The 19,001-nt window shown below is 61.7% G+C and carries 22 protein-coding genes; 15 read left to right on the forward strand and 7 right to left on the reverse strand.

Features of this window, described 5'->3' with window-relative positions; genetic code table 11:
- Positions 1-52: 52 nt before the first annotated feature.
- Positions 53-2,278, reverse strand: coding sequence for a DNA internalization-related competence protein ComEC/Rec2 (locus PSEBG33_RS11280; RefSeq protein WP_005789056.1), 2,226 nt, complete (start codon positions 2,276-2,278; stop codon positions 53-55).
- Between the two features lie 135 nt (positions 2,279-2,413).
- Between PSEBG33_RS11280 and PSEBG33_RS11275 the strand changes: the two genes are divergently transcribed.
- Positions 2,414-2,929 (forward strand): DUF2062 domain-containing protein, encoded by a 516-nt coding sequence (locus PSEBG33_RS11275; protein ID WP_005789057.1) that lies wholly within the window; start codon positions 2,414-2,416, stop codon positions 2,927-2,929.
- A gap of 3 nt (positions 2,930-2,932) precedes the next feature.
- On the opposite strand, the gene PSEBG33_RS11270 is transcribed toward PSEBG33_RS11275, so the two are convergent.
- Both PSEBG33_RS11270 and PSEBG33_RS11265 read right to left on the reverse strand, forming a co-directional pair.
- Positions 2,933-4,291: a sensor histidine kinase gene (locus PSEBG33_RS11270; RefSeq protein WP_005789058.1), complete on the reverse strand. Its 1,359-nt coding sequence runs from the start codon at positions 4,289-4,291 to the stop codon at positions 2,933-2,935.
- Entirely contained in the window at positions 4,278-5,006 is a 729-nt protein-coding gene (locus PSEBG33_RS11265) for a response regulator transcription factor (RefSeq protein WP_005789059.1), read from the reverse strand. The genes PSEBG33_RS11270 and PSEBG33_RS11265 overlap by 14 nt, the downstream gene beginning before the upstream one ends.
- A gap of 205 nt (positions 5,007-5,211) precedes the next feature.
- On the opposite strand from PSEBG33_RS11265, the gene PSEBG33_RS11260 reads away from it, so the two are divergent.
- The 4 genes from PSEBG33_RS11260 (at position 5,212) to PSEBG33_RS11245 (ending at position 9,965) form a co-directional block, all read left to right on the forward strand.
- On the forward strand, positions 5,212-7,965 hold the full coding sequence (locus tag PSEBG33_RS11260; RefSeq protein ID WP_005789060.1) for a response regulator: 2,754 nt from the start codon (positions 5,212-5,214) through the stop codon (positions 7,963-7,965).
- Positions 7,966-8,062: 97 nt separating this feature from the next.
- Positions 8,063-9,052: a 2-hydroxyacid dehydrogenase gene (locus PSEBG33_RS11255; protein WP_005789061.1), complete on the forward strand. Its 990-nt coding sequence runs from the start codon at positions 8,063-8,065 to the stop codon at positions 9,050-9,052.
- A 71-nt stretch (positions 9,053-9,123) separates the two neighbouring features.
- Positions 9,124-9,564, forward strand: a complete 441-nt coding sequence (locus PSEBG33_RS11250) for a hypothetical protein (RefSeq protein ID WP_005789062.1) — start codon at positions 9,124-9,126, stop codon at positions 9,562-9,564.
- Entirely contained in the window at positions 9,561-9,965 is a 405-nt protein-coding gene (locus PSEBG33_RS11245; RefSeq protein ID WP_005789063.1) for an META domain-containing protein, read from the forward strand. Before PSEBG33_RS11250 ends, PSEBG33_RS11245 begins: the two co-directional genes overlap by 4 nt.
- A gap of 79 nt (positions 9,966-10,044) precedes the next feature.
- On the opposite strand, the gene PSEBG33_RS11240 is transcribed toward PSEBG33_RS11245, so the two are convergent.
- Positions 10,045-10,506: a TlpA disulfide reductase family protein gene (locus tag PSEBG33_RS11240; protein WP_005789064.1), complete on the reverse strand. Its 462-nt coding sequence runs from the start codon at positions 10,504-10,506 to the stop codon at positions 10,045-10,047.
- 115 nt (positions 10,507-10,621) lie between these two features.
- Here PSEBG33_RS11240 and arsC point away from each other — a divergent pair, with 115 nt between their 5' ends.
- Genes arsC through PSEBG33_RS11225 form a run of 3 tightly spaced genes read left to right on the forward strand, consistent with a single transcriptional unit; the run spans position 10,622 to position 11,989 of the window.
- Complete coding sequence (gene arsC / locus PSEBG33_RS11235) at positions 10,622-10,975, forward strand: arsenate reductase (glutaredoxin) (RefSeq protein ID WP_005789065.1); 354 nt, start codon at positions 10,622-10,624, stop codon at positions 10,973-10,975.
- Positions 10,972-11,586 carry an NAD(P)H:quinone oxidoreductase gene (gene wrbA / locus PSEBG33_RS11230; RefSeq protein WP_005789066.1) on the forward strand — a complete coding sequence of 205 codons (615 nt, stop codon included), beginning with the start codon at positions 10,972-10,974 and terminating at the stop codon, positions 11,584-11,586. The genes arsC and wrbA overlap by 4 nt, the downstream gene beginning before the upstream one ends.
- A complete protein-coding gene (locus tag PSEBG33_RS11225) occupies positions 11,570-11,989 on the forward strand; it encodes a DUF2069 domain-containing protein (protein WP_005789067.1) in 420 nt (139 codons plus the stop codon). The genes wrbA and PSEBG33_RS11225 overlap by 17 nt, the downstream gene beginning before the upstream one ends.
- An 89-nt stretch (positions 11,990-12,078) precedes the next feature.
- Here PSEBG33_RS11225 and PSEBG33_RS11220 read toward each other — a convergent pair whose 3' ends face one another.
- Positions 12,079-12,750, reverse strand: a complete 672-nt coding sequence (locus PSEBG33_RS11220; RefSeq protein WP_005789068.1) for a DNA-3-methyladenine glycosylase I — start codon at positions 12,748-12,750, stop codon at positions 12,079-12,081.
- Between the two features lie 67 nt (positions 12,751-12,817).
- Positions 12,818-13,642 (reverse strand): tRNA 2-thiocytidine(32) synthetase TtcA, encoded by an 825-nt coding sequence (gene ttcA / locus PSEBG33_RS11215; RefSeq protein ID WP_005789069.1) that lies wholly within the window; start codon positions 13,640-13,642, stop codon positions 12,818-12,820.
- Between the two features lie 283 nt (positions 13,643-13,925).
- Here ttcA and PSEBG33_RS11210 point away from each other — a divergent pair, with 283 nt between their 5' ends.
- Together PSEBG33_RS11210 and PSEBG33_RS11205 are read left to right on the forward strand one after the other, a co-directional pair.
- The gene (locus tag PSEBG33_RS11210) at positions 13,926-14,528 is read left to right on the forward strand and encodes a Yip1 family protein (RefSeq protein ID WP_005789070.1); all 603 of its coding nucleotides are present in this window, start codon (positions 13,926-13,928) and stop codon (positions 14,526-14,528) included.
- Positions 14,529-14,656: 128 nt separating this feature from the next.
- Positions 14,657-15,151, forward strand: a complete 495-nt coding sequence (locus tag PSEBG33_RS11205) for a SprT family zinc-dependent metalloprotease (protein WP_003192067.1) — start codon at positions 14,657-14,659, stop codon at positions 15,149-15,151.
- Positions 15,152-15,244: 93 nt separating this feature from the next.
- Here PSEBG33_RS11205 and PSEBG33_RS11200 read toward each other — a convergent pair whose 3' ends face one another.
- The gene (locus PSEBG33_RS11200) at positions 15,245-16,420 is read right to left on the reverse strand and encodes a CaiB/BaiF CoA transferase family protein (RefSeq protein WP_005789071.1); all 1,176 of its coding nucleotides are present in this window, start codon (positions 16,418-16,420) and stop codon (positions 15,245-15,247) included.
- Between the two features lie 157 nt (positions 16,421-16,577).
- On the opposite strand from PSEBG33_RS11200, the gene tusD reads away from it, so the two are divergent.
- The 5 genes from tusD to PSEBG33_RS11175 are packed head-to-tail and all read left to right on the forward strand — an operon-like array spanning position 16,578 to position 18,930.
- Complete coding sequence (gene tusD, locus PSEBG33_RS11195; protein ID WP_005789072.1) at positions 16,578-16,970, forward strand: sulfurtransferase complex subunit TusD; 393 nt, start codon at positions 16,578-16,580, stop codon at positions 16,968-16,970.
- A gap of 1 nt (position 16,971) precedes the next feature.
- Entirely contained in the window at positions 16,972-17,322 is a 351-nt protein-coding gene (gene tusC / locus PSEBG33_RS11190) for a sulfurtransferase complex subunit TusC (RefSeq protein ID WP_005789073.1), read from the forward strand.
- Positions 17,322-17,600 carry a sulfurtransferase complex subunit TusB gene (gene tusB / locus PSEBG33_RS11185; protein WP_005789074.1) on the forward strand — a complete coding sequence of 93 codons (279 nt, stop codon included), beginning with the start codon at positions 17,322-17,324 and terminating at the stop codon, positions 17,598-17,600. Before tusC ends, tusB begins: the two co-directional genes overlap by 1 nt.
- The gene (locus PSEBG33_RS11180; protein ID WP_005789076.1) at positions 17,597-17,932 is read left to right on the forward strand and encodes a TusE/DsrC/DsvC family sulfur relay protein; all 336 of its coding nucleotides are present in this window, start codon (positions 17,597-17,599) and stop codon (positions 17,930-17,932) included. The genes tusB and PSEBG33_RS11180 overlap by 4 nt, the downstream gene beginning before the upstream one ends.
- Positions 17,929-18,930, forward strand: a complete 1,002-nt coding sequence (locus PSEBG33_RS11175; protein ID WP_005789077.1) for a glycosyl transferase family protein — start codon at positions 17,929-17,931, stop codon at positions 18,928-18,930. Before PSEBG33_RS11180 ends, PSEBG33_RS11175 begins: the two co-directional genes overlap by 4 nt.
- Positions 18,931-19,001 lie beyond the last annotated feature (71 nt).

Below are 19,001 nucleotides of genomic sequence, written 5' to 3' on the forward strand. Positions count from 1 at the left end.
TCGTCGGCAACAGGCCCTCCTGTCGCGACCCTGAGTCTTTGGTAACGCTGGGTTACGGTAACGGTTCGCGCCAGAAACGACGTTGACTGCGCGCAACCGTTGGTGGCGTGAATGCCCCCAGGCGCAGCCGTACAGCGCCTTGCTCGGCACTGTCATATACCCGGCTACCCAGCGCCTGATAGCGCTCCAGCACCTGCGGATGCGGATGGCCGAACGCGTTGCCGCGCCCCCGGGAAATCAGCACCGCGGTTGGCGCCAGCCGCTGCAGGAAAGCCCAGGACGAAGAACTGCGGCTGCCATGGTGCGGGACTTGCAGCCAGTCGGTCGGAACCGCCAGCGGCGAGGCCAGAAATGCTTGCTCGGCGGCGCGATCGATATCACCGGTGAGCAGCAGGCGTTCGCCGTTGGCCTGGACCTGCAATACACAGGATTTCGGATTGCCCTCGATAGCACCAGGCCATTGCCACAGTTCGAATGCCACGCCGTCCCACTTCCAATGTTCACCGCTCCTGCAGGGTTGCGTAGCGAGAAACGCTGGCAGCCCTTCGGTTTCACCGCCTACCACACGCTTGATGGGCAGGCCACGAGCCACCGCCGCGGCACCGCCGGCATGATCGGCATCGGCATGACTGAGCAGCATCATGTCCAACTGCCCTACCCCGAGCTTCTGCAACGACGGCAAGACCACGCGCGCGCCCAGATCGACAGGCCCCGAGCGCGGGCCGGCATCGTAGAGCAAGGTGTGATGGCGGGTACGCAGGATCAGTGCCTGGCCCTGGCCGACATCCAGTTGCAACACTTCCACCTGGCCATGGGGCACCCCATCCCTGGGTGGAAACACTGCCACCAACAGCATGGGCCAACCCAATACTCGAAACGGCAGACCCTTGGGCAACAACACAATCACGGCGCCCGCCAGGCTCACCAGCCAATACCTCAAAGGCACCTCAGCCGGTACCCAGGCCGGCAGTTGTGCAGCCAGCAGCGCCAGGCCCTTGAACAAAACATCCAGTGCACCACCGGCCAGCCACAACACGCCCTCGCCGACCAACGGCACCCATAGCAGCGCCGTGCCCAGCAGCGCCAATGGCAGTACTACCAGGCTGATCCAGGGCACGGCGAACAGATTGGCCACTGGGGCACTGAGGCTGATGGGCAACCCCAACACCAGCAGAACCGGAAACAAGCCAATTGCGATCAACCACTGGGGACGGGTCCAGATTTGCCAGACGCTCCACGGCCCCAGGCGCCCGCTGAATGCCAGCACCAACACCGCGACCGCCGCAAACGACAACCAGAACCCCGGCTGTAGACTGGCCAGGGGCTCAATGAGCAACACGCCATTCAACGCCAGCAACAACGGCCACCACACCCCCAAATGGCGAAAACGCAAACGCCACAGCAGCACCAGGCCCACCATCACACAAGCCCGCTGCACCGGCACGCCAAACCCTGCCAGCAGGCCATAGCCCAACGCCCCGGCAAACGCCAAGCCGCACGCCCATGGCAGCCACGGCCAGCCTCGCGGCCAGCAACCATAGCGCGCCAACATCGCGATCAAGCCGTAGATCAACCCCGCCAACAAGCCAATGTGCTGTCCGGAAATCACCAGCAGATGCACCGTGCCGGTGTTCTGCAACACCTGCCAATCCTCAGGTGCAAGCCCGGAGCCGTCGCCCAGCACCAACGCCGCCAGGCCCGCCTCGCGGCCGTGCGCTTCCACGGCCATCAGGCGCTGGCGAACCGCATCGCGCCAGGCATTGCGCGCCGGCGCCAGGCGCTCACCGTCCTTCACCGTCGCGCTGGCGCCGATACGCTGGGCCAGCAGCCAGGCTTCGTGGTCAAAGCCATGAAAATTGAGCAGGCCGGCGGGCCGTTTGAGCGTCAGTGCCAGACGCCAATACTCGCCGCTGTTTACGGTCGGCCCGCCGTGCCAGGACACCCGGATACGTTTGGGCAGCCGTGCATTGCGCGACCGACTGTCGGCCAACTCGAAACGCGCGCCCGTGCCGGTCTGCTGCGGCAAGCCGATGACACGCCCTTGCACCCAGCGCGTCTGCCCGTCCAGCGCCGGTTGCAATCGATCATCCAGCGCCCCCTGCGCGCTGATGCAGGCCCAACTGAGGCCGACCAGAAAGAACGCCACGGGATAGGTGCGAAAAGGCAGCAGCATCAAGGCCAGTATCAGCATGGCCAGCAACCCGGCGCCAGACGGCAATGCGGGCAACCAGCGCAACACCAGCAACCCCAGCGCCAGCGCGAACATCCCTGTTTTCATGGATCATCCTTTTCCAGTGATCCATTCAGTCTTAGCCGGCTAACCAAGAGCGCCTATGATGTTTTGTCACAAAGTCTGAATTTTCTGTTTATAGAATCCGGGCATACTTGCCCTTCAAATTGACCTGGACCCCTTATGCCCCGGCGCTTATTCAAACGGTACATGCCCGATCCCAGCAGCATCAGGGAACACAAGTCATTACAGTTTCTTGGCACCCTGCTGCATGATCCGAACCTCTGGCACCTGAACCGGCATTCGGTGGCTCGCGCCATGGCGGTGGGTTTATTCGCGGCGTTTATACCGATTCCTTTGCAGATGCTGCTTGCGGCGATCCTTGCGATCACTGTGCGCGGCAATATGCCGATAGCAGTCAGCCTGGTGTGGCTGACCAATCCGGTCACCATGCCGGTGGTATTCGTCTGTACCTACCTGACCGGCGCCTGGCTGATGAATGTGCCGCCACGCAGCCTGCCCGACGACCTGACCTGGGAATGGATCAGCGGCCAGTTGAGCACGCTCTGGCAACCGTTTCTGCTGGGTTCAGTGGTACTGGGGCTGGTGCTGGGGGCGCTGGCTTATTGCTTGACCATGGCCTACTGGCGCTGGTGGGTCGCGCACCAGTGGAAGAAACGCAAGCTGCGTCGCCGTTGACGGTTAACGGGCCGGCAAGCGTATATGTACGCGCAAACCCGGCCCGCTGTTCTGCGCCCATAAGCGCCCGCCCTGACGCTGCACGGCGTTGCGGGCAATGCTCAAGCCCAGGCCGAACCCGCCGTCGCCGGGCCGCGAGCCGTCCAACCGGGTAAAGGGCGCGAAGATAGTTTCCAAATCCTGCTCATCAATACCGCCGCCCTGGTCCTGTAGCCAGATATGCCAATAGTCCCCTTCGCGGCAGCCATCGAGTAGCACGGTGCCCTCGGCTGGCGAGTGGCGTATGGCGTTGCGCAGGATATTTTCCAGGGCCTGGGCCAGTGCATTCAGGTTGCCGCGCACCCAACTGTCCGGCGGTAATAAGCACGGCAAGCGCGACGCCGGCCAGTGGCTTTCGAAACAGGCATTTTCGCGCAACATGTCCCACAACGCCTGGAGCTGAATGTCTTCCTGGGGCAGCGGCGCTGTTTCGCTGTCGAGCCAGGCCAGTTGCAGACTGTCTTCCACCAGGCGCTGCATGGCGTCGATTTCCCGACCCAGGCGCTCACGCAGCCTGGCCGGGTCTTGCTCGCTGTCGCAGGCCACCCGCAGGCGGCTCAAAGGCGTGCGCAATTCATGGGACATGTCGCGCAGCAACTGCTGTTGCAAGCGCACCGTGCCCTGCAAGCGTTCAGACATATGGTCAAAGGCGCGCCCCAGCTCCCCGAGCTCATCCTGGCGACTGGTCGCATCCCGGGACATACGCGTATTCAACTGATCTGCACGCCAGGCATTGGCCTGCTCGCGCAATTGATTGAGCGGCATGATCAGCAGCCGATAAAGGCCGATGCACAGCAACAAGGTAAACAGGCCCGGGATGACGCCATTGGTCACCACCCGCCAGAACAGTTGATAACGCCCCGGCATAAAGCGCTGCGGCAACTCGATCACCAGCGACCCCATCCCCGGATCAACCGGAAACGGTACCTTCATCCACGGCAAACCGATGACATGCCGGCTGACCGGCCAATCCAGCCCGCGTAAAAAGGTCAGGCGCTGGCTTTCCTTGTCGCTGAGCGGCGTGCTGCCCAGGGATTGCAAATCGTTGCCGATCACACCCACCCAGGTGGTTTCACGCTTGGCCATCAATTGCAACCAGGCATCCACGCCGGCGCGGCCTTGTGTACTCCACGCCAGTTCGGCACCTGCGGCGTAACCGCTGAGGATCTCCCGCGACTTGTCGGACAGGTAAGCACTCTGCTGCTCCATGTAGCGGCCCCACGACCAACTGAGCCAAATCATCAGCAAACAGAAGGCGATCAACAGGCAGGCCAGCTTCCAGAACAATGAGTGTTTGCCAGGCAGCCGCTCAAAGCCCTTCATCATGACCGCTCAGCACATAGCCCTTGCCCCACACTGTACGCACTTCACGCTCGGCGTAGCCGATGGCCTTGAGTTTGCGGCGAATCTGACTGACGTGCATGTCGAGGCTGCGGTCATGGGGTGCATAACCGCGCTGCAGCACGTGTTGATACAGGAAGGCTTTGCTGAGCACTTCTTCAACATTGCGCTGCAGGGTTTCCAGCAGCCGGTATTCGCTGCGCGTCAACCCGGCCCAGTGTTGCTGGCAGGCCACATCACAGCGCTCATCGTCAAACTGCAACACCCGGGCATCCTCACGCATCACCGGGCGCGGCGGCTCGGGGCGGCGATCCAGGGCCACGCGGCGCAGGATGGCTTCAATGCGCACACGCAGCTCTACCATGCTGAACGGTTTGGGCAGGTAGTCGTCCGCCCCCAGGCGAAAACCGCTGATGCGATCGGCTTCAGCGCCCAGGGCCGACATCAGGATCACCGGCATGGCATGGCTCTTGCGCAAATGGGTGAGGATCGACAAGCCGTCGAGCCCCGGCAGCAGGATGTCCATCAACACCAGGTCGAACGCCTGCTCGCAAGCCATTTGCAGGCCCTGCTGGCCGTTGCGGCACCACGTCACCTGAAAACCACTGCGGCCAAGTTGCTCATGCACGTAGGCACCCAGCACGGGGTCATCTTCGATGGTCAGGATTGTGGGTAGGCCAACTGCTGCGGGAGTCATTAGCGTCTGCAAGTCATTCTCAATCACTGATTATTCAAGATTAAACGTTCACAGGCAATCGCCACCCGGCGCCGAATGGCCCGAAGATTGCCGCCTGTCATTAATTTGCAAGATTCCAGGTCGTGCAAATGGCTACACTGCGCAGGTGGTGCGGGCCGGATGCCTGTGTGGATAATGGATAACAACGTGGTAGCAGGAGAGTGGCGTGCTTAGAAGAATGGGTATAAAAGGCCGCGTACTGTTGCTGACCTTATTACCGACCAGCCTGATGGCTCTGTTGTTGGGAGGCTATTTCACCTGGATGCAACTCTCGGAGTTGCAGAGCCAGTTGTTGCAGCGCGGCGAAATGATTGCCGAGCAATTGGCGCCATTGGTAGCGCCGGCCCTGGGCCACAAGAACGCCGAGCTGCTGGAGCGCATCGCCACCCAGTCCCTGGAGCAACCGGACGTGCGCGCCGTGTCGTTCCTGGCGCCAGACCGTTCGTCCCTGGCCCACGCCGGCCCGACCATGCTCAACCCACCACCCACCGGCAACAGTTCGCGCCTGTTGCAGCGCACCGGCAACGATGCCACCCGCTATCTGCTGCCGGTATTCGGCCGCCATCGCAACCTCGCCGGCGACGTGATCCCGGATGAGGCAGACCGCCTGCTGGGCTGGGTCGAAGTGGAGCTGTCCCACAATGGCATGTTGCTGCGCGGCTACCGCAGCCTGTTCGCCAGCCTGTTGTTGATCGCCATCGGCCTGATGTTCACCGCAGCGCTCGCCCTGCGGATCAGCCGTACCATCAATTCGCCGATTGGCCAGATCAAGCAAGCCGTGGCCCAGCTCAAAGACGGCAACCTGGAAACACGCCTGCCGCCCCTGGGCAGCCAGGAACTGGACCAGCTCGCATCGGGTATCAACCGCATGGCCGAAACCCTGCAGAACGCCCAGGAAGAACTGCAACACAGCATCGACCAAGCCACCGAGGACGTACGCCAGAACCTGGAGACCATCGAGATCCAGAACATCGAGCTGGACCTGGCGCGCAAGGAGGCCCTGGAGGCCAGCCGTATCAAGTCCGAGTTCCTGGCCAATATGAGCCATGAGATCCGCACGCCGCTCAACGGCATCCTCGGTTTTACTCATCTGCTGCAAAAAAGCGAGCTGTCGCCGCGCCAGCTGGATTACCTGGGCACTATTGAAAAATCCGCCGATAACCTGCTGGGCATCATCAACGAAATCCTCGATTTCTCGAAGATCGAGGCCGGCAAGCTGGTGCTCGACAGCGTGCCGTTCAACCTGCGGGACTTGCTGCAAGACACCCTGACCATCCTCGCCCCCGCCGCCCATGCCAAGCAGCTTGAATTGGTGAGCCTGGTGTACCGCGATACGCCGCTGGCGTTGGTGGGCGACCCGCTGCGCCTCAAGCAGATCCTGACCAACCTGATCAGCAACGCGATCAAGTTCACCCGCGAAGGCACCATCGTCGCCCGGGCGATGGTCGAGGACGAACAGGAGGACAGCGTGCAATTGCGCATCAGCGTGCAAGACACCGGCATAGGCCTGTCCAACCAGGATGTGCGCGCGCTGTTCCAGGCGTTCAGCCAGGCCGACAACTCGCTGTCGCGCCAGCCTGGCGGCACCGGTCTGGGCCTGGTGATTTCCAAGCGTTTGATCGAGCAGATGGGCGGTGAAATCGGCGTCGACAGCACGCCGGGTGAAGGCTCGGAATTCTGGATCAGCCTGAACCTGCCCAAGACCCGCGACGACGTCGAAGACCTGCCCGCCCCGCCGCTGCTGGGTCGCCGCGTGGCCGTACTGGAAAACCACGAGCTGGCGCGCCAGGCCCTGCAACACCAACTGGAAGACTGCGGCCTGGAAGTCACACCCTTCAATACCTTGGAAAGCCTGACCAACGGCATCACCAGTGCGCACCAGACCGAACAGGCCATCAGCCTGGCGGTGCTCGGCGTGACGGCCAATGACATTCCGCCCGAGCGTCTCAACCAGCACTTGTGGGACCTTGAACACCTGGGTTGCAAGGTGCTGGTGCTGTGCCCGACCACCGAGCAGATGCTGTTCAACCAATCGGTACCCAACCCCAACAGCCAATTGCAGGCCAAGCCAGCCTGCACACGCAAGCTGCGCCGCTCCCTGGCCGACCTGATCAGCCCCCGCCCTTCACGCAGCGAGCCGGGTGAGCCGCTGTCCAGCCGTGCGCCGCGTGTGCTGTGCGTGGACGACAACCCGGCGAACCTGTTGCTGGTACAAACCCTGCTGGAAGACATGGGCGCCAAGGTGCAGGCGGTCGAGAGCGGTTACGCGGCCATTGATGCGGTGAAGCAGGAAACCTTCGATCTGGTATTGATGGATGTACAAATGCCCGGCATGGACGGCCGCCAAAGCACCGAGGCGATCCGCCAGTGGGAAAGCGAGCGCCACGGCACGCCGCTGCCGGTGGTGGCCCTCACGGCTCACGCCATGGCCAATGAAAAACGCGCCCTGTTGCAGAGCGGCATGGACGACTACCTGACCAAGCCCATCAGCGAGCGGCAACTGGCCCAGGTGGTGTTGAAGTGGACCGGCCTGGCCCTGCGTAACCAGGGCCCGGAACGCGTCAACGACGGCCTGGCTCAAGGTGTGCAACTGCTGGTGCTCGACCATGAGGAAGGCTTGCGTCTGGCCGCCAATAAAGCCGACCTTGCCGCCGACATGCTCGCCATGCTGCTGGCCTCCCTGGAAGCCGACCGCCTGGCGATTACCGTCGCCCGCGAAGCCAATGACAATCACGCCCTGATCGAACGCGTGCACCGCTTGCACGGCGCCACGCGCTACTGTGGCGTGCCGCAATTGCGCGCGGCGTGCCAACGCGCGGAAACCCTGCTCAAGCAGGACGATGCCAAGGCCATGGCCGCGCTGGATGAACTGGACATGGCGATTGCGCGGCTGGCCAGTGAAGCCAGAGTCAGCGCCTGACGCAATTTTATGGACAACACCAATCAAAATGTGGGGGCAAGCCCCCTCCCACATTTAGTCAGCATTTCCATCGTGTAAATTGCAGGGAGCCTTCTTGATGCGCGTCATTTTGTTCAGCAGCCAGACCTACGACCGTGACAGTTTTCTCGGTGAACCGCTCCCCTCGGCCCTGGAGCTGCAATTCCAACCCGCCCGCCTCAACCTCGACACCGTAGCCCTGGCCGAACACCATGAGGTGGTCTGCGCCTTTATCAACGACGACCTCAGCGCCCCGGTGCTGGAGCAACTGGCCAAGGGCGGTACACGCCTGATTGCCCTGCGTTCGGCCGGCTACAACCATGTGGACTTGGTCGCCGCCAAACGCCTGGGCCTGAGCATCGTGCGCGTGCCCGCCTATTCGCCCCACGCCGTGGCCGAACACGCCGTGGCGCTGATCCTGGCTCTCAACCGCCGCCTGCACCGCGCCTACAACCGCACCCGTGATGGCGACTTCAGCCTGCATGGGCTCACCGGTTTCGATCTGGTCGGCAAAACCGTCGGCGTGGTCGGCACCGGGCAGATCGGCGCGACCTTCGCCAAGATCATGGCCGGCTTCGGCTGCCAATTACTGGCCTATGACCCCTTCCCCAACCCACACGTCCAGGCCCTGGGCGCTCGCTACGTCAGCCTGCCCGACTTGCTGGCCGAGGCGCAGATCATCAGCCTGCACTGCCCGTTGACTGCCGACAGCAAACACCTGATCAACGCCCGTTCCCTGGCGCACATGCAGCCCGGTGCAATGCTGATCAACACCGGCCGCGGTGGCTTGGTCGATACGCCCGCGCTGATCGAAGCCCTCAAGGAGGGCCAATTGGGCTACCTGGGGCTGGACGTTTATGAAGAAGAAGCCCAGCTGTTTTTCGAGGACCGCTCGGACCTGCCCCTGCAAGACGACGTACTCGCGCGTCTGCTGACCTTCCCCAATGTGATCATCACTGCGCACCAGGCATTTCTCACCCGCGAGGCGCTGGCGGCGATCGCCGGTACGACGCTGGCCAACATTGTGGCGTGGGTCGATGGTCGGCCACAGAACCTGGTCGAGGGTTGATCAGCGGTCACATACCAGGCTCATGATGGGCCGGCACCCGTGATAGGATGCCGCGCCTATTTGGAGGATCCATGGCCGAACACGATTTCCGCTTCAGCTTGCTGAGCCCGCAACACACCCTGATCGAATGCCGCGCCCTTGTGCCGGGCCGTTACCAGGTCACCGGCAACGGTGGTTCGATCAAGCACGGTGACGTGCTGATCGTCACCCTGCGCGGCAGTAAAACCCTGTCGATGCGCCTGACCGTCGAAGGTGACGCGCGCTACTCCATACGCCCGGCGGGCCAATGGGTCGCCATGGCCCAGGGGCCGAAGTTCGGCGAACTGGAAATTCACACCTGGAAGGTCAACTGCGACAGCTGCGACGCCGTGCTGGAGTTTGAATTTTCGGTGGAAACCAAGCTGACCAAAGAGCCGCTGCAACCGGCCGCCAATGCGCGCATCAAAGAACTCGGCTGGGCCAGTGAAGGCGACAAGCACCGCTGCCCGAAATGCCAGCAGGCCGCACAATGAAGGGCCCGCTGCTGCTCGCCGCAATCGGCGCGGCTCTGACGGGTTGTGCTACCGACGGCCCGAAGCTCGAACGCGACCACAGCTACGTGGTGGAGTGGATCGGTGAGCGCCCGCTGATGGACTACGCGCACCTGACCGTCACCCTTGGCGCTGATGGCCGCGCCTACGGCAACGGCGGCTGCAATCACTGGTTTGCACCGTATACCGTCGAGGGTGACAAGCTCAGCTTCGGACCTATCGGCAGCACCCGCAAAATGTGCGCCGAGGCGTTGATGGAGCAGGAGCACCGCTTCTTCCAGGCCCTGCAAGGCGTGCAGCGCTGGGACATCTCGCCGATCGAACAGACGCGGTTCTGGCCAGCCGAGGGCAAGCCGATTCGTTTATGGCTTGAAGAGGGCTGATATCCCCAATCTTTGGATTGATGGGATCTCAATGTGGGAGGGGGCTTGCTCCCTCCCACACTTTCTCTGAGGTGTTGCTTTAACCGCGCAGGGCCTTGAGCTTGGCCAGCACCCCTTCTGCGGTCTGCTCACCCATCAACTGCTCACGCACCTTGCCCTTGTCGTCGATGATGTAGGTCACCGGCAATGCCTCACTGCGTGGAATCTCGAAGATCCCGTCCGGGTTCTGGGCCAGGACCGTGAACTTGATCCCCAGCTTGTCGCTGGCGGCCTTCAGTTCCTCACCCTGCACGTTGTCGAAGTTAACCCCGAATACCTCCACACCTTGCCCTTTCAGTTGCTCGGCCAAGGCATTGAGCTCGGGGATTTCCGTGCGGCACGGGCCACACCATTCGGCCCAGTAGTTAACCACCAGCCACTGTTTGTCCAGGCGTTCGGCCGCCACTTTCTGGCCATATTGGTCAACGCCGTAATCGTTACCGCAGCCGCTGAGCAGCAGGGTTGTGATGATCGCCAATGCACCGATCAGTCGCCTTGTCATGGGGTATTCCTTCGCAAAAATGAACGTTGGCTGCGACCTATCGCCTCTTACGGTTTAAGGACAGGCGCCAGCGCAGGTAGAATACCCGCCACCTTACGCAAGATGCGACCCGCACATGACCGATCTGACGCTTTATCACAACCCGCGCTGCTCGAAATCCCGCGGTGCGCTCGAACTGCTTGAAGTTCGCGGCCTCAACCCGACCGTGGTGCGCTACCTGGAAACCCCGCTGGACGCCGCGCAAATCCAGGCCCTGCTCAAAAAACTCGGGATCAGCGCGCGCCAACTGCTGCGCACCGGCGAAGAGGAATACAAAACCCTCAACCTGGCCGATGCCAACTTGAGCGAAGCGCAATTGATCGCCGCTATCGCCGGGCACCCCAAGCTGATGGAACGCCCGATCCTGGCAACTGCCGACAAAGCCATCATTGGCCGCCCGCCCGAGAACGTATTGGAGATTCTGCCGTGACCACGCCCTATGTGCTGGTGCTGTATTACAGCCGCAACGGCTCGGTAAGCGAAATGGCCCGGCAGATTGCCCGGGGGATCGAACAAGGCGGCATGGAAGCACGTCTGCGCACGGTGCCGGCGATTTCCACCGAGTGCGAAGCGGTTGCGCCGAGCATTCCCGAGGAAGGCGCGCTGTATGCCAGCCTGGATGATCTGAAGCACTGTTCAGGCCTGGCCCTGGGCAGCCCGACACGCTTTGGCAACATGGCTGCACCGCTCAAGTACTTCCTCGACGGCACCAGCAACCTGTGGCTCACCGGTGCCCTGGTCGGCAAGCCCGCCGGCGTGTTCACCTCTACCGCCAGCCTGCATGGCGGCCAGGAAACCACGCTGATGTCGATGTTACTGCCGCTGCTGCACCACGGCATGTTGATCACCGGTCTGCCTTACAGCGAACAGGCACTGCTTGATACCCAGGGCGGCGGCACGCCATACGGCGCCAGCCACCATTCCGGGCCTGACGGCAAGCGGCTGCTCGATCAACATGAAATCACCCTGTGCCGGGCCCTGGGCCTGCGCCTGGCCAAGACCGCCACGCTGCTGGAGCACGGCCGTGGCCAGGAAGCCTAAAGTCCTGCCGCCCCAGGCGTGGCTGGAACCGCGGGTAAACATTGCACGCGCACTGAGCCTGCTGGCGTTTTTTGCCCTGGTGGGCCTGTTGTGCGTGTATTACCTGTTGATTGCCGACCTTCACGGGGCGCGCCCATGGGTGATCCTGCTGATCGAACTGGTGCCGCTGCTGGTACTGGCGCCAGGGATGATGATCGGCAGTGCGCGCGGGCATTCGTGGATGTGCTTTGTGGTGAATCTGTATTTCATCAAGGGCGCGCTGGCGGCGTACGACCCGAACCGCCAGTGGTTCGGGGTGTTGGAGATGCTGGCGAGCCTGGCGGTGTTTTGCACGGCGCTGTTGTATGTGCGTTGGCGGCATCAGTTGAATCGGCAGTTGGCTGCAGAACCTGTATCGGCCTGAAGTCCGCTATCGCAGGCAAGCCAGCTCCCACATTTTGATAGGCGGCGCGGTCAAAATGTGGGCTTGCTCGCGAAGGCATCACCTGGGTCTCAATGGTTGACGGTGTACGCCAACATCATCGACAACTGGCACATCGGCCGCCCACTCTCGGCATGCCACTGGTTGAAGGCGCCCTGTACTGTGGCCAAATCCCGCAGGCTGGTCGGCGCCTTGTCGACGATCTTCTGCGCATTCAACGCCGCCACCACGTCATAGCTCGGCACAAACGTATCCTTGCCCACCATGCGCAGGAAACGCGGTGCCGACAGCCCGCCCAGTTGGTGGCCATGCTTGCTCAGGTATTTCCATAGCCCGACGATATCGGTTACCGGCCAATCGGCGACAAACGCACCGAAGCTGCCCTTTTCCTGCTCGATGTCCAGGATCATCTGCGCATTGCGCGGCACACTCTTGAGCTTGCCCAGGTGGCGGATGATGCGGGTGTCCTGCATCAGGCGTTCCAAGTGCTCGGCGCCCATCAGCACGACTTTTTCCGGATAGAAGCCGAAAAACACCTGTTCAAACGCCGGCCATTTCGCGTCGACCACACTGTGCTTCAAGCCCGCACGGAAGACCCGCAGCGCCAGGGTCGACAGGTAACGGTCATCGGTGATCTTGCGCAATTGCGCCGGGGTCTTGGGCACAGGCAGATGGGCTTCCAGCTCGGCCGCCGAACCGAAGCGGTTCAGACAATATTCGTGCAGCCACTTGTAATCGCGCATGCCCTCTCCTGGCAGTTGAATTGAAAACGGCGCCCGCAAGCGCCGTTTACTAGAGCCTCGACGAGGCTTAGAGGTTCACTACATTGACGAAACGCGAAGCAGCCGTCTCATCGATTTTCAAGCTGGTGAAATCGAACAGGTTGCGATCAGCTAGTTGAGACGGGATCACATTTTGCAGGCTGCGGAAGATGCTCTCGGTACGCCCGGGGGTCTTGCGCTCCCAGTCCAGCAGCATGTCCTTGACCACCTGGCGCTGCAGGTTTTCCTGGGAGCCGCACAGGTTGCAGGGGATGATCGGGAATTGCTTGAAGTCGGAGTACGCTTGGATGTCCTTCTCGTTGCAATACGCCAGCGGGCGGATTACCACATTGCGCCCGTCATCGGCGCGCAGCTTGGGCGGCATGGCCTTGAGCGAGCCATTGAAGAACATATTCAGGAAGAAGGTCTCGACGATGTCATCGCGGTGATGCCCCAGGGCCATCTTGGTCGCGCCGATCTCGTCGGCAAAGGTGTAGAGCGTGCCACGGCGCAGGCGCGAGCACAGCGAGCAGGTGGTCTTGCCTTCCGGGATCAGCTCCTTGACCACCGAGTAGGTGTCTTTCTCGACGATGTGGTACTCGATGCCCAGTTCTTTCAGGTAGGCCGGCAGCACGTGCTCGGGAAAGCCTGGCTGTTTCTGGTCCATGTTGACGGCGACGATCTCGAACTGGATCGGCGCGACCTTTTGCAGGTGCAGCAGTACGTCGAGCATGGTGTAGCTGTCTTTGCCACCAGAGAGGCAGACCATGACCTTGTCACCGTCCTCGATCATGTTGAAATCGGCGACCGCTTCACCGGCCAGGCGACGCAGGCGTTTTTGCAGTTTGTTCTGGTTGACCGTAAGAGTGCCCATGGCGCTTGGATCCGCTGAAGGTGTGTGACGAAAAGCGCAGCATTTTACCGATATGAGCGGCCGAGTTCCAATGTGGGAAGGGGCTTGCTCCCACATTTGACAGACCCCACCGCGATTAAGCGCCCTGTTTACAGCGCAATTTGCTCTAAAGGCCCTACAGTTATTCCGGTCATCACTTCCTATACTGCGACTTGAGGTCGCACACATATCCAGACCTTTCAGGCCATCTGGCCGCTGGGCGCTCCGATGGGGGGCGATGGTAATAACGACAGGAGTGACTGGCATGATCCATCACGTCGTGGGGCTTTTTACCCATCCCGACCAGGAATGGCGAGAAATCCGTGGCGATAAAGAAGAAAGCATCGGCCACATGTACCTCACTCACACCCTGATTCTCGCGGCGATCCCCGCCGTGTCCGCCTTTATCGGCACCACCCAGGTCGGCTGGGTCATCGGCAACCGGGCGCCGGTGATGTTGACCCAGGAAAGCGCGCTGTGGATGACGCTCATGTCTTACGCGGCCATGCTTGGCGGCGTTGCGGTGATGGGCGCGTTCATTCACTGGATGGCCCGCACCTACGACGCCAGCCCCAGCATGGCACGCTGCGTGGCCTTCGCCACCTATACCGCAACGCCACTGTTTGTCGGCGGGCTGGCGGCACTCTACCCGCATATGTGGCTGGGCATGGTGGTCGGCACGGCGGCCATTTGCTACACGGTGTACCTGCTCTACGTGGGGCTGCCGACCTTCATGAGTATCGACCCGGACGAAGGCTTCCTGTTTTCCAGTTCGGTGTTGGCCGTGGGCCTGGTGGTACTGGTGGCGATCATGGCGTTTACCGTGATCGTCTGGGGCCTGGGCGTAGGGCCCATCTACACCAACTAGGCAACTCAACCCGCAGGCAAGGCCACCGCAAGGTGGCTTTGTGCGTTATGCATGACCATTCGGCGCCTGACAGATTCGGAAACACCCTGCTTTGCGGCATACTGGGCGTCTCTGGAGATTTGTACAGCATGCCCGAGCAACTCAATACCCGCGTCGAAGATTGTTTCCTGCAAGCCGAATCCTTTTTCAAACGAAGCTTCAAACGCCCCCAGGTCAGCCTCAAGCTGCGGGGCCAGAAAGCCGGTGTCGCGCATTTGCACGAGAACCTGCTGCGCTTCAACCCGCAGTTGTACCGTGAAAACAGCCAGCATTTTCTCAAGCAAACCGTGGCCCACGAAGTGGCGCACCTGATTGCCCACCAGTTGTTTGGCGAGCGTATCCAGCCCCACGGCGAGGAATGGCAGTTGATCATGCGCGGGGTCTACGAACTGCCGCCGGACCGCTGCCATACCTATGAGGTCAAGCGCCGCCAGGTGACCCGTTATATCTACCGCTGCCCGTGCGCGGACAGTGACTTCCCGTTCTCGCCGCAGCGCCATGGCCTGGTGAACCAGGGGCGGCGGTATTTGTGTCGGCGGTGTCGGCAGACTCTGGTGTTCACTGGGGAAACTCGAGTGGAATGAGGGCCTCTTCGCAGGCAAGCCAGCTCCCACATCAGGATCTGTGAACGCAATCAAAATGTGGGAGCTGGCTTGCCTGCGAAAGCGTCCGCTCAGTCAACCTACAACCTTGGCCTGACGCAATTCATCTATCCGCTGAGCACCGAACCCCAGCTCCACCAACACCTCGTCACTATGCGCCCCCACTGCCACCCCAATATGCCTGGGCGCCGGCAACCCTTCTGAGAACTTCAGCGGGCAGGCCAATTGCGCTTGTGTCGAGCCATCCCCCCGGGGCACATGGCTGACCAATGCCCGAGCCTTCAACTGCGGATGCTCAACAGCCTCCGCCAAGCTCAACACCGGCTCAACACACGCATCCACCCCGGCGAACAACTCGCACAGTTCCTCAAAACTGCGCTTCTCGAATTCCACCTGCAATGCCTGCTTCAAGGCCCCCTGCTGTTCAGGCTTCACGCTGTGGGCCGCCAGCTCCGGCCTTCCGAGCGCCTCACACAATTGCTGCATAAAGGCCGGCTCCAAACTCCCCACCGACATCCAGCGCCCATCGCGAGTGCGATAGTAATCGTAAAAACTGCCACCATTGAGTACATGATTCTCCCACTCCGGCTCCAGCCCGCAGGCCAGATAGCCAGCCCCGGCCATGGCGTTCAGGCTGAACGAACAATCGGTCATGCTCACATCCAGGTATTGCCCCACTCCGCTCTGCTGCCTGGCAATCACCGCCGCCAGCAAGCCCACCACCGCATGCAGCGAACCACCTGCCACGTCCGCCAGTTGCACGCCCAGCGGCAACGGCCCGCTGTCCCGCCGCCCGGTGTGACTGGCCACACCGGCCAACGCCAGGTAATTGATATCGTGCCCGGCGCGGTCCTTGTAAGGGCCGGTCTGGCCGTAGCCGGTAATCGACACATAAATCAACCCGGGATTGATCGCCTTCAGCGCCTCATAACCCAGCCCCAGGCGCTCCATGACCCCAGGGCGAAACTGTTCGAGCAGGATGTCATGGCCCTTGACCAGCTCACGCACGATCTCCACCGCCTCGGCCTGCTTGAGATCCAGGGCCAGGCTGCGCTTGTTGCGGTTCAGATACGCGTGACTGGCCGACGTACCCTGATCATGGGGCGGCAGCACCCGCAACAAGTCCATGCGCGTGGGCGATTCGATACGCAGCACCTCGGCGCCCATATCCGCCAGCATCAACGAGGCAAACGGGCCGGGCAGCAAGGTGGAAAAATCCAGCACTTTAAGGGACGCCAAGGGACCAGACATAGAGACTCCATTCGGGTTGCGATCACCCACAGACTAGGCAGCCTGACGGCTACCGGCAATCGTCAGAACGATCAGTGACAGTGACCGTTTTGATCACGGCGGGCTTTTTCGCGGCGGCGGCTTTATCATTGGCCGACGTTTGTTGGCAGAGTCTCCCATGAAGTTCGCGATTGCACTGTATAGCGCCGCCCACGCGCCCTCCTCGCGCCGCGCCCTGCTGTTCGCACAGGCAGCGCTGGCGGGCGGGCATGAGATTGTGCGGCTGTTTTTTTATCAGGATGGCGTGTACAGCGCGTCCAATAACATCGTAGCGCCCCAGGACGAGCCAGACATTGCGCGCCAATGGCGCGAGTTTGTCAGCCAGCACCAGCTCGACGGCGTGGTGTGCATCGCCGCCGCCTTGCGCCGTGGTGTACTGAACGCCGAGGAGGCCGCACGCTATCAACGCAGCGCGGTCAATCTGCAGGCGCCATGGGCGTTATCGGGCCTTGGGCAGTTGCATGACGCAATCCAGGATGCCGACCGCCTGATCTGTTTTGGAGGGCCGTGAGATGTCCAAATCCTTATTGGTGATCAGCCGACAGCCGCCGTGGTCCGGGCCAAGTGCGCGGGAAGCACTGGATATCGTGCTGGCGGGTGGCGCGTTTGATCTGCCCATTGGTCTGCTGTTTCTGGATGACGGTGTGTTCCAGCTGGCGCCGCATCAGGCCGCCAAGGCCGTGCAACAAAAAGACCTGAGCGCCAACTTGCAGGCATTGGGCCTGTTCGGCATTGATGACGTGTTCGCCTGCGGCCACAGCCTGTCCGCACGCGGGTTGCTGCCGCCCGCCAATGCGCAGACGCTGCACAGCCAAGCCATTTGCGAGCTGATTGATCGTTACGACCAGGTGATTACCCTCTGATGTCGACTCTACATGTGGTGTCTCACTCTCCCTTTACCGATAGCCGCCTCGACAGCTGCCTGCGCATCTGCGGCGCTCAGGACGCAATCCTGCTGTGTGGCGACGGTGCCTACGCGCTGCACACACCCGCCCTGCAAAGCAAAGGCGTGAAGGTCTTTGTACTGGCCGAAGACATGCAGGCGCGCAACCTGCCGCTTCCCGACTGGGCTGACAGCGTGGATTATCCAGGTTTCGTGCAACTGTCGATCGACTACGACAAGGTCAACACCTGGCTATGAACACCCTGACCGTCGGCACACGCAGCCTCGAACTGGACAAGGACGGTTACCTCGTCGACCTCAATGACTGGTCCGATGAGGTGGCGCACGCCCTGGCCGCTGCCGAAGCCCTGGAGCTGACCGCGGATCACTGGGAAATCCTCAAGCTGCTGCGCCAGTTCTATACCGAATTCCAGCTGTCCCCCGCCACACGCCCGCTGATCAAGTACACCGCCTTGAAACTGGGTCCGGAAAAGGGCAACAGCCTGCGTCTAAACAAACTGTTCAACGGCACTCCCGCCAAACTCGCCGCCAAGCTGGCGGGCCTGCCCAGGCCGACGAATTGCTTATGACCGACTTCACCCCATTGACCCTCAACACGCCCGAAGAGCACCCTTTTGCCCAGTTCGTGCGCATCCTCGGCAAAGGCAAGCGCGGCGCGCGCAACCTCACCCGCGAAGAAGCGCGGCAAGCCATGGGCATGTTGCTCGACGAAAAGGTCGAGGACACCCAGCTCGGCGCCTTTTTGATGCTGCTGCGTCACAAGGAAGAGAGCCCGGAAGAACTGGCCGGTTTCACCGAAGCGGTACGTGAACGCCTGGATGCACCGGCGTTGAACGTGGATATCGACTGGCCGACCTACGCCGGCAAAAAGCGCCATCTGCCGTGGTTTCTGCTGGCGGCCAAATGCCTGGCGCAAAACGGTGTGCGCATTCTGATGCACGGCGGCGGTGCCCACACGGCGGGCCGCCTGTACACCGAGCAACTGCTGGAGACGTTGCGGATCCCGCTGTGCCGCAATTGGCAGCAGGTGGGAAGCGCCTTCGAGCAGGGCAACCTGGCCTTTATCCCGCTGGGCGACTGGGCGCCGCAATTGCAACGCATGATCGACCTGCGCAACACCCTCGGCCTGCGCTCGCCCATTCATTCCCTGGCGCGGCTGCTTAACCCGCTGAATGCGCGCTGCGGCCTGCAAAGCATTTTCCACCCGGGCTACCAGGGCGTGCACCGCGATGCCAGCGGCCTGCTCGGGGACAATGTGATCGTGGTCAAGGGCGACGGCGGCGAGATCGAAATCAACCCCGACACCCTCAGTCACCTGTATGGCACCACCGGCGGCCAGAGTTGGGACGAAGAGTGGCCCGCCCTCTCCGCCCAGCGTCACGTCAAACCGGCGACGCTTGAGCCTGAACAGTTGAACGCGTTGTGGCGCGGCGAAGTCGAGGACAGCTACCCGCAACTGGCGCTGATCGCCACCATGGCCCTGGCGTTGCGCGGTCTCGGCCACCCGCGGCAACAGGCCTTCGAATTGGCCCAGCAATACTGGGATGCACGGGATAAATCGATTTAGTCGATCATTCACCCCCGGTCTTTGCGCTTTTAGTTCGAACTCATCCCTTTAGACTGGACTCCAACGTTTAA

It is taken from the genome of Pseudomonas synxantha BG33R (assembly GCF_000263715.2).
GTDB lineage: Bacteria > Pseudomonadota > Gammaproteobacteria > Pseudomonadales > Pseudomonadaceae > Aquipseudomonas > Aquipseudomonas synxantha_A.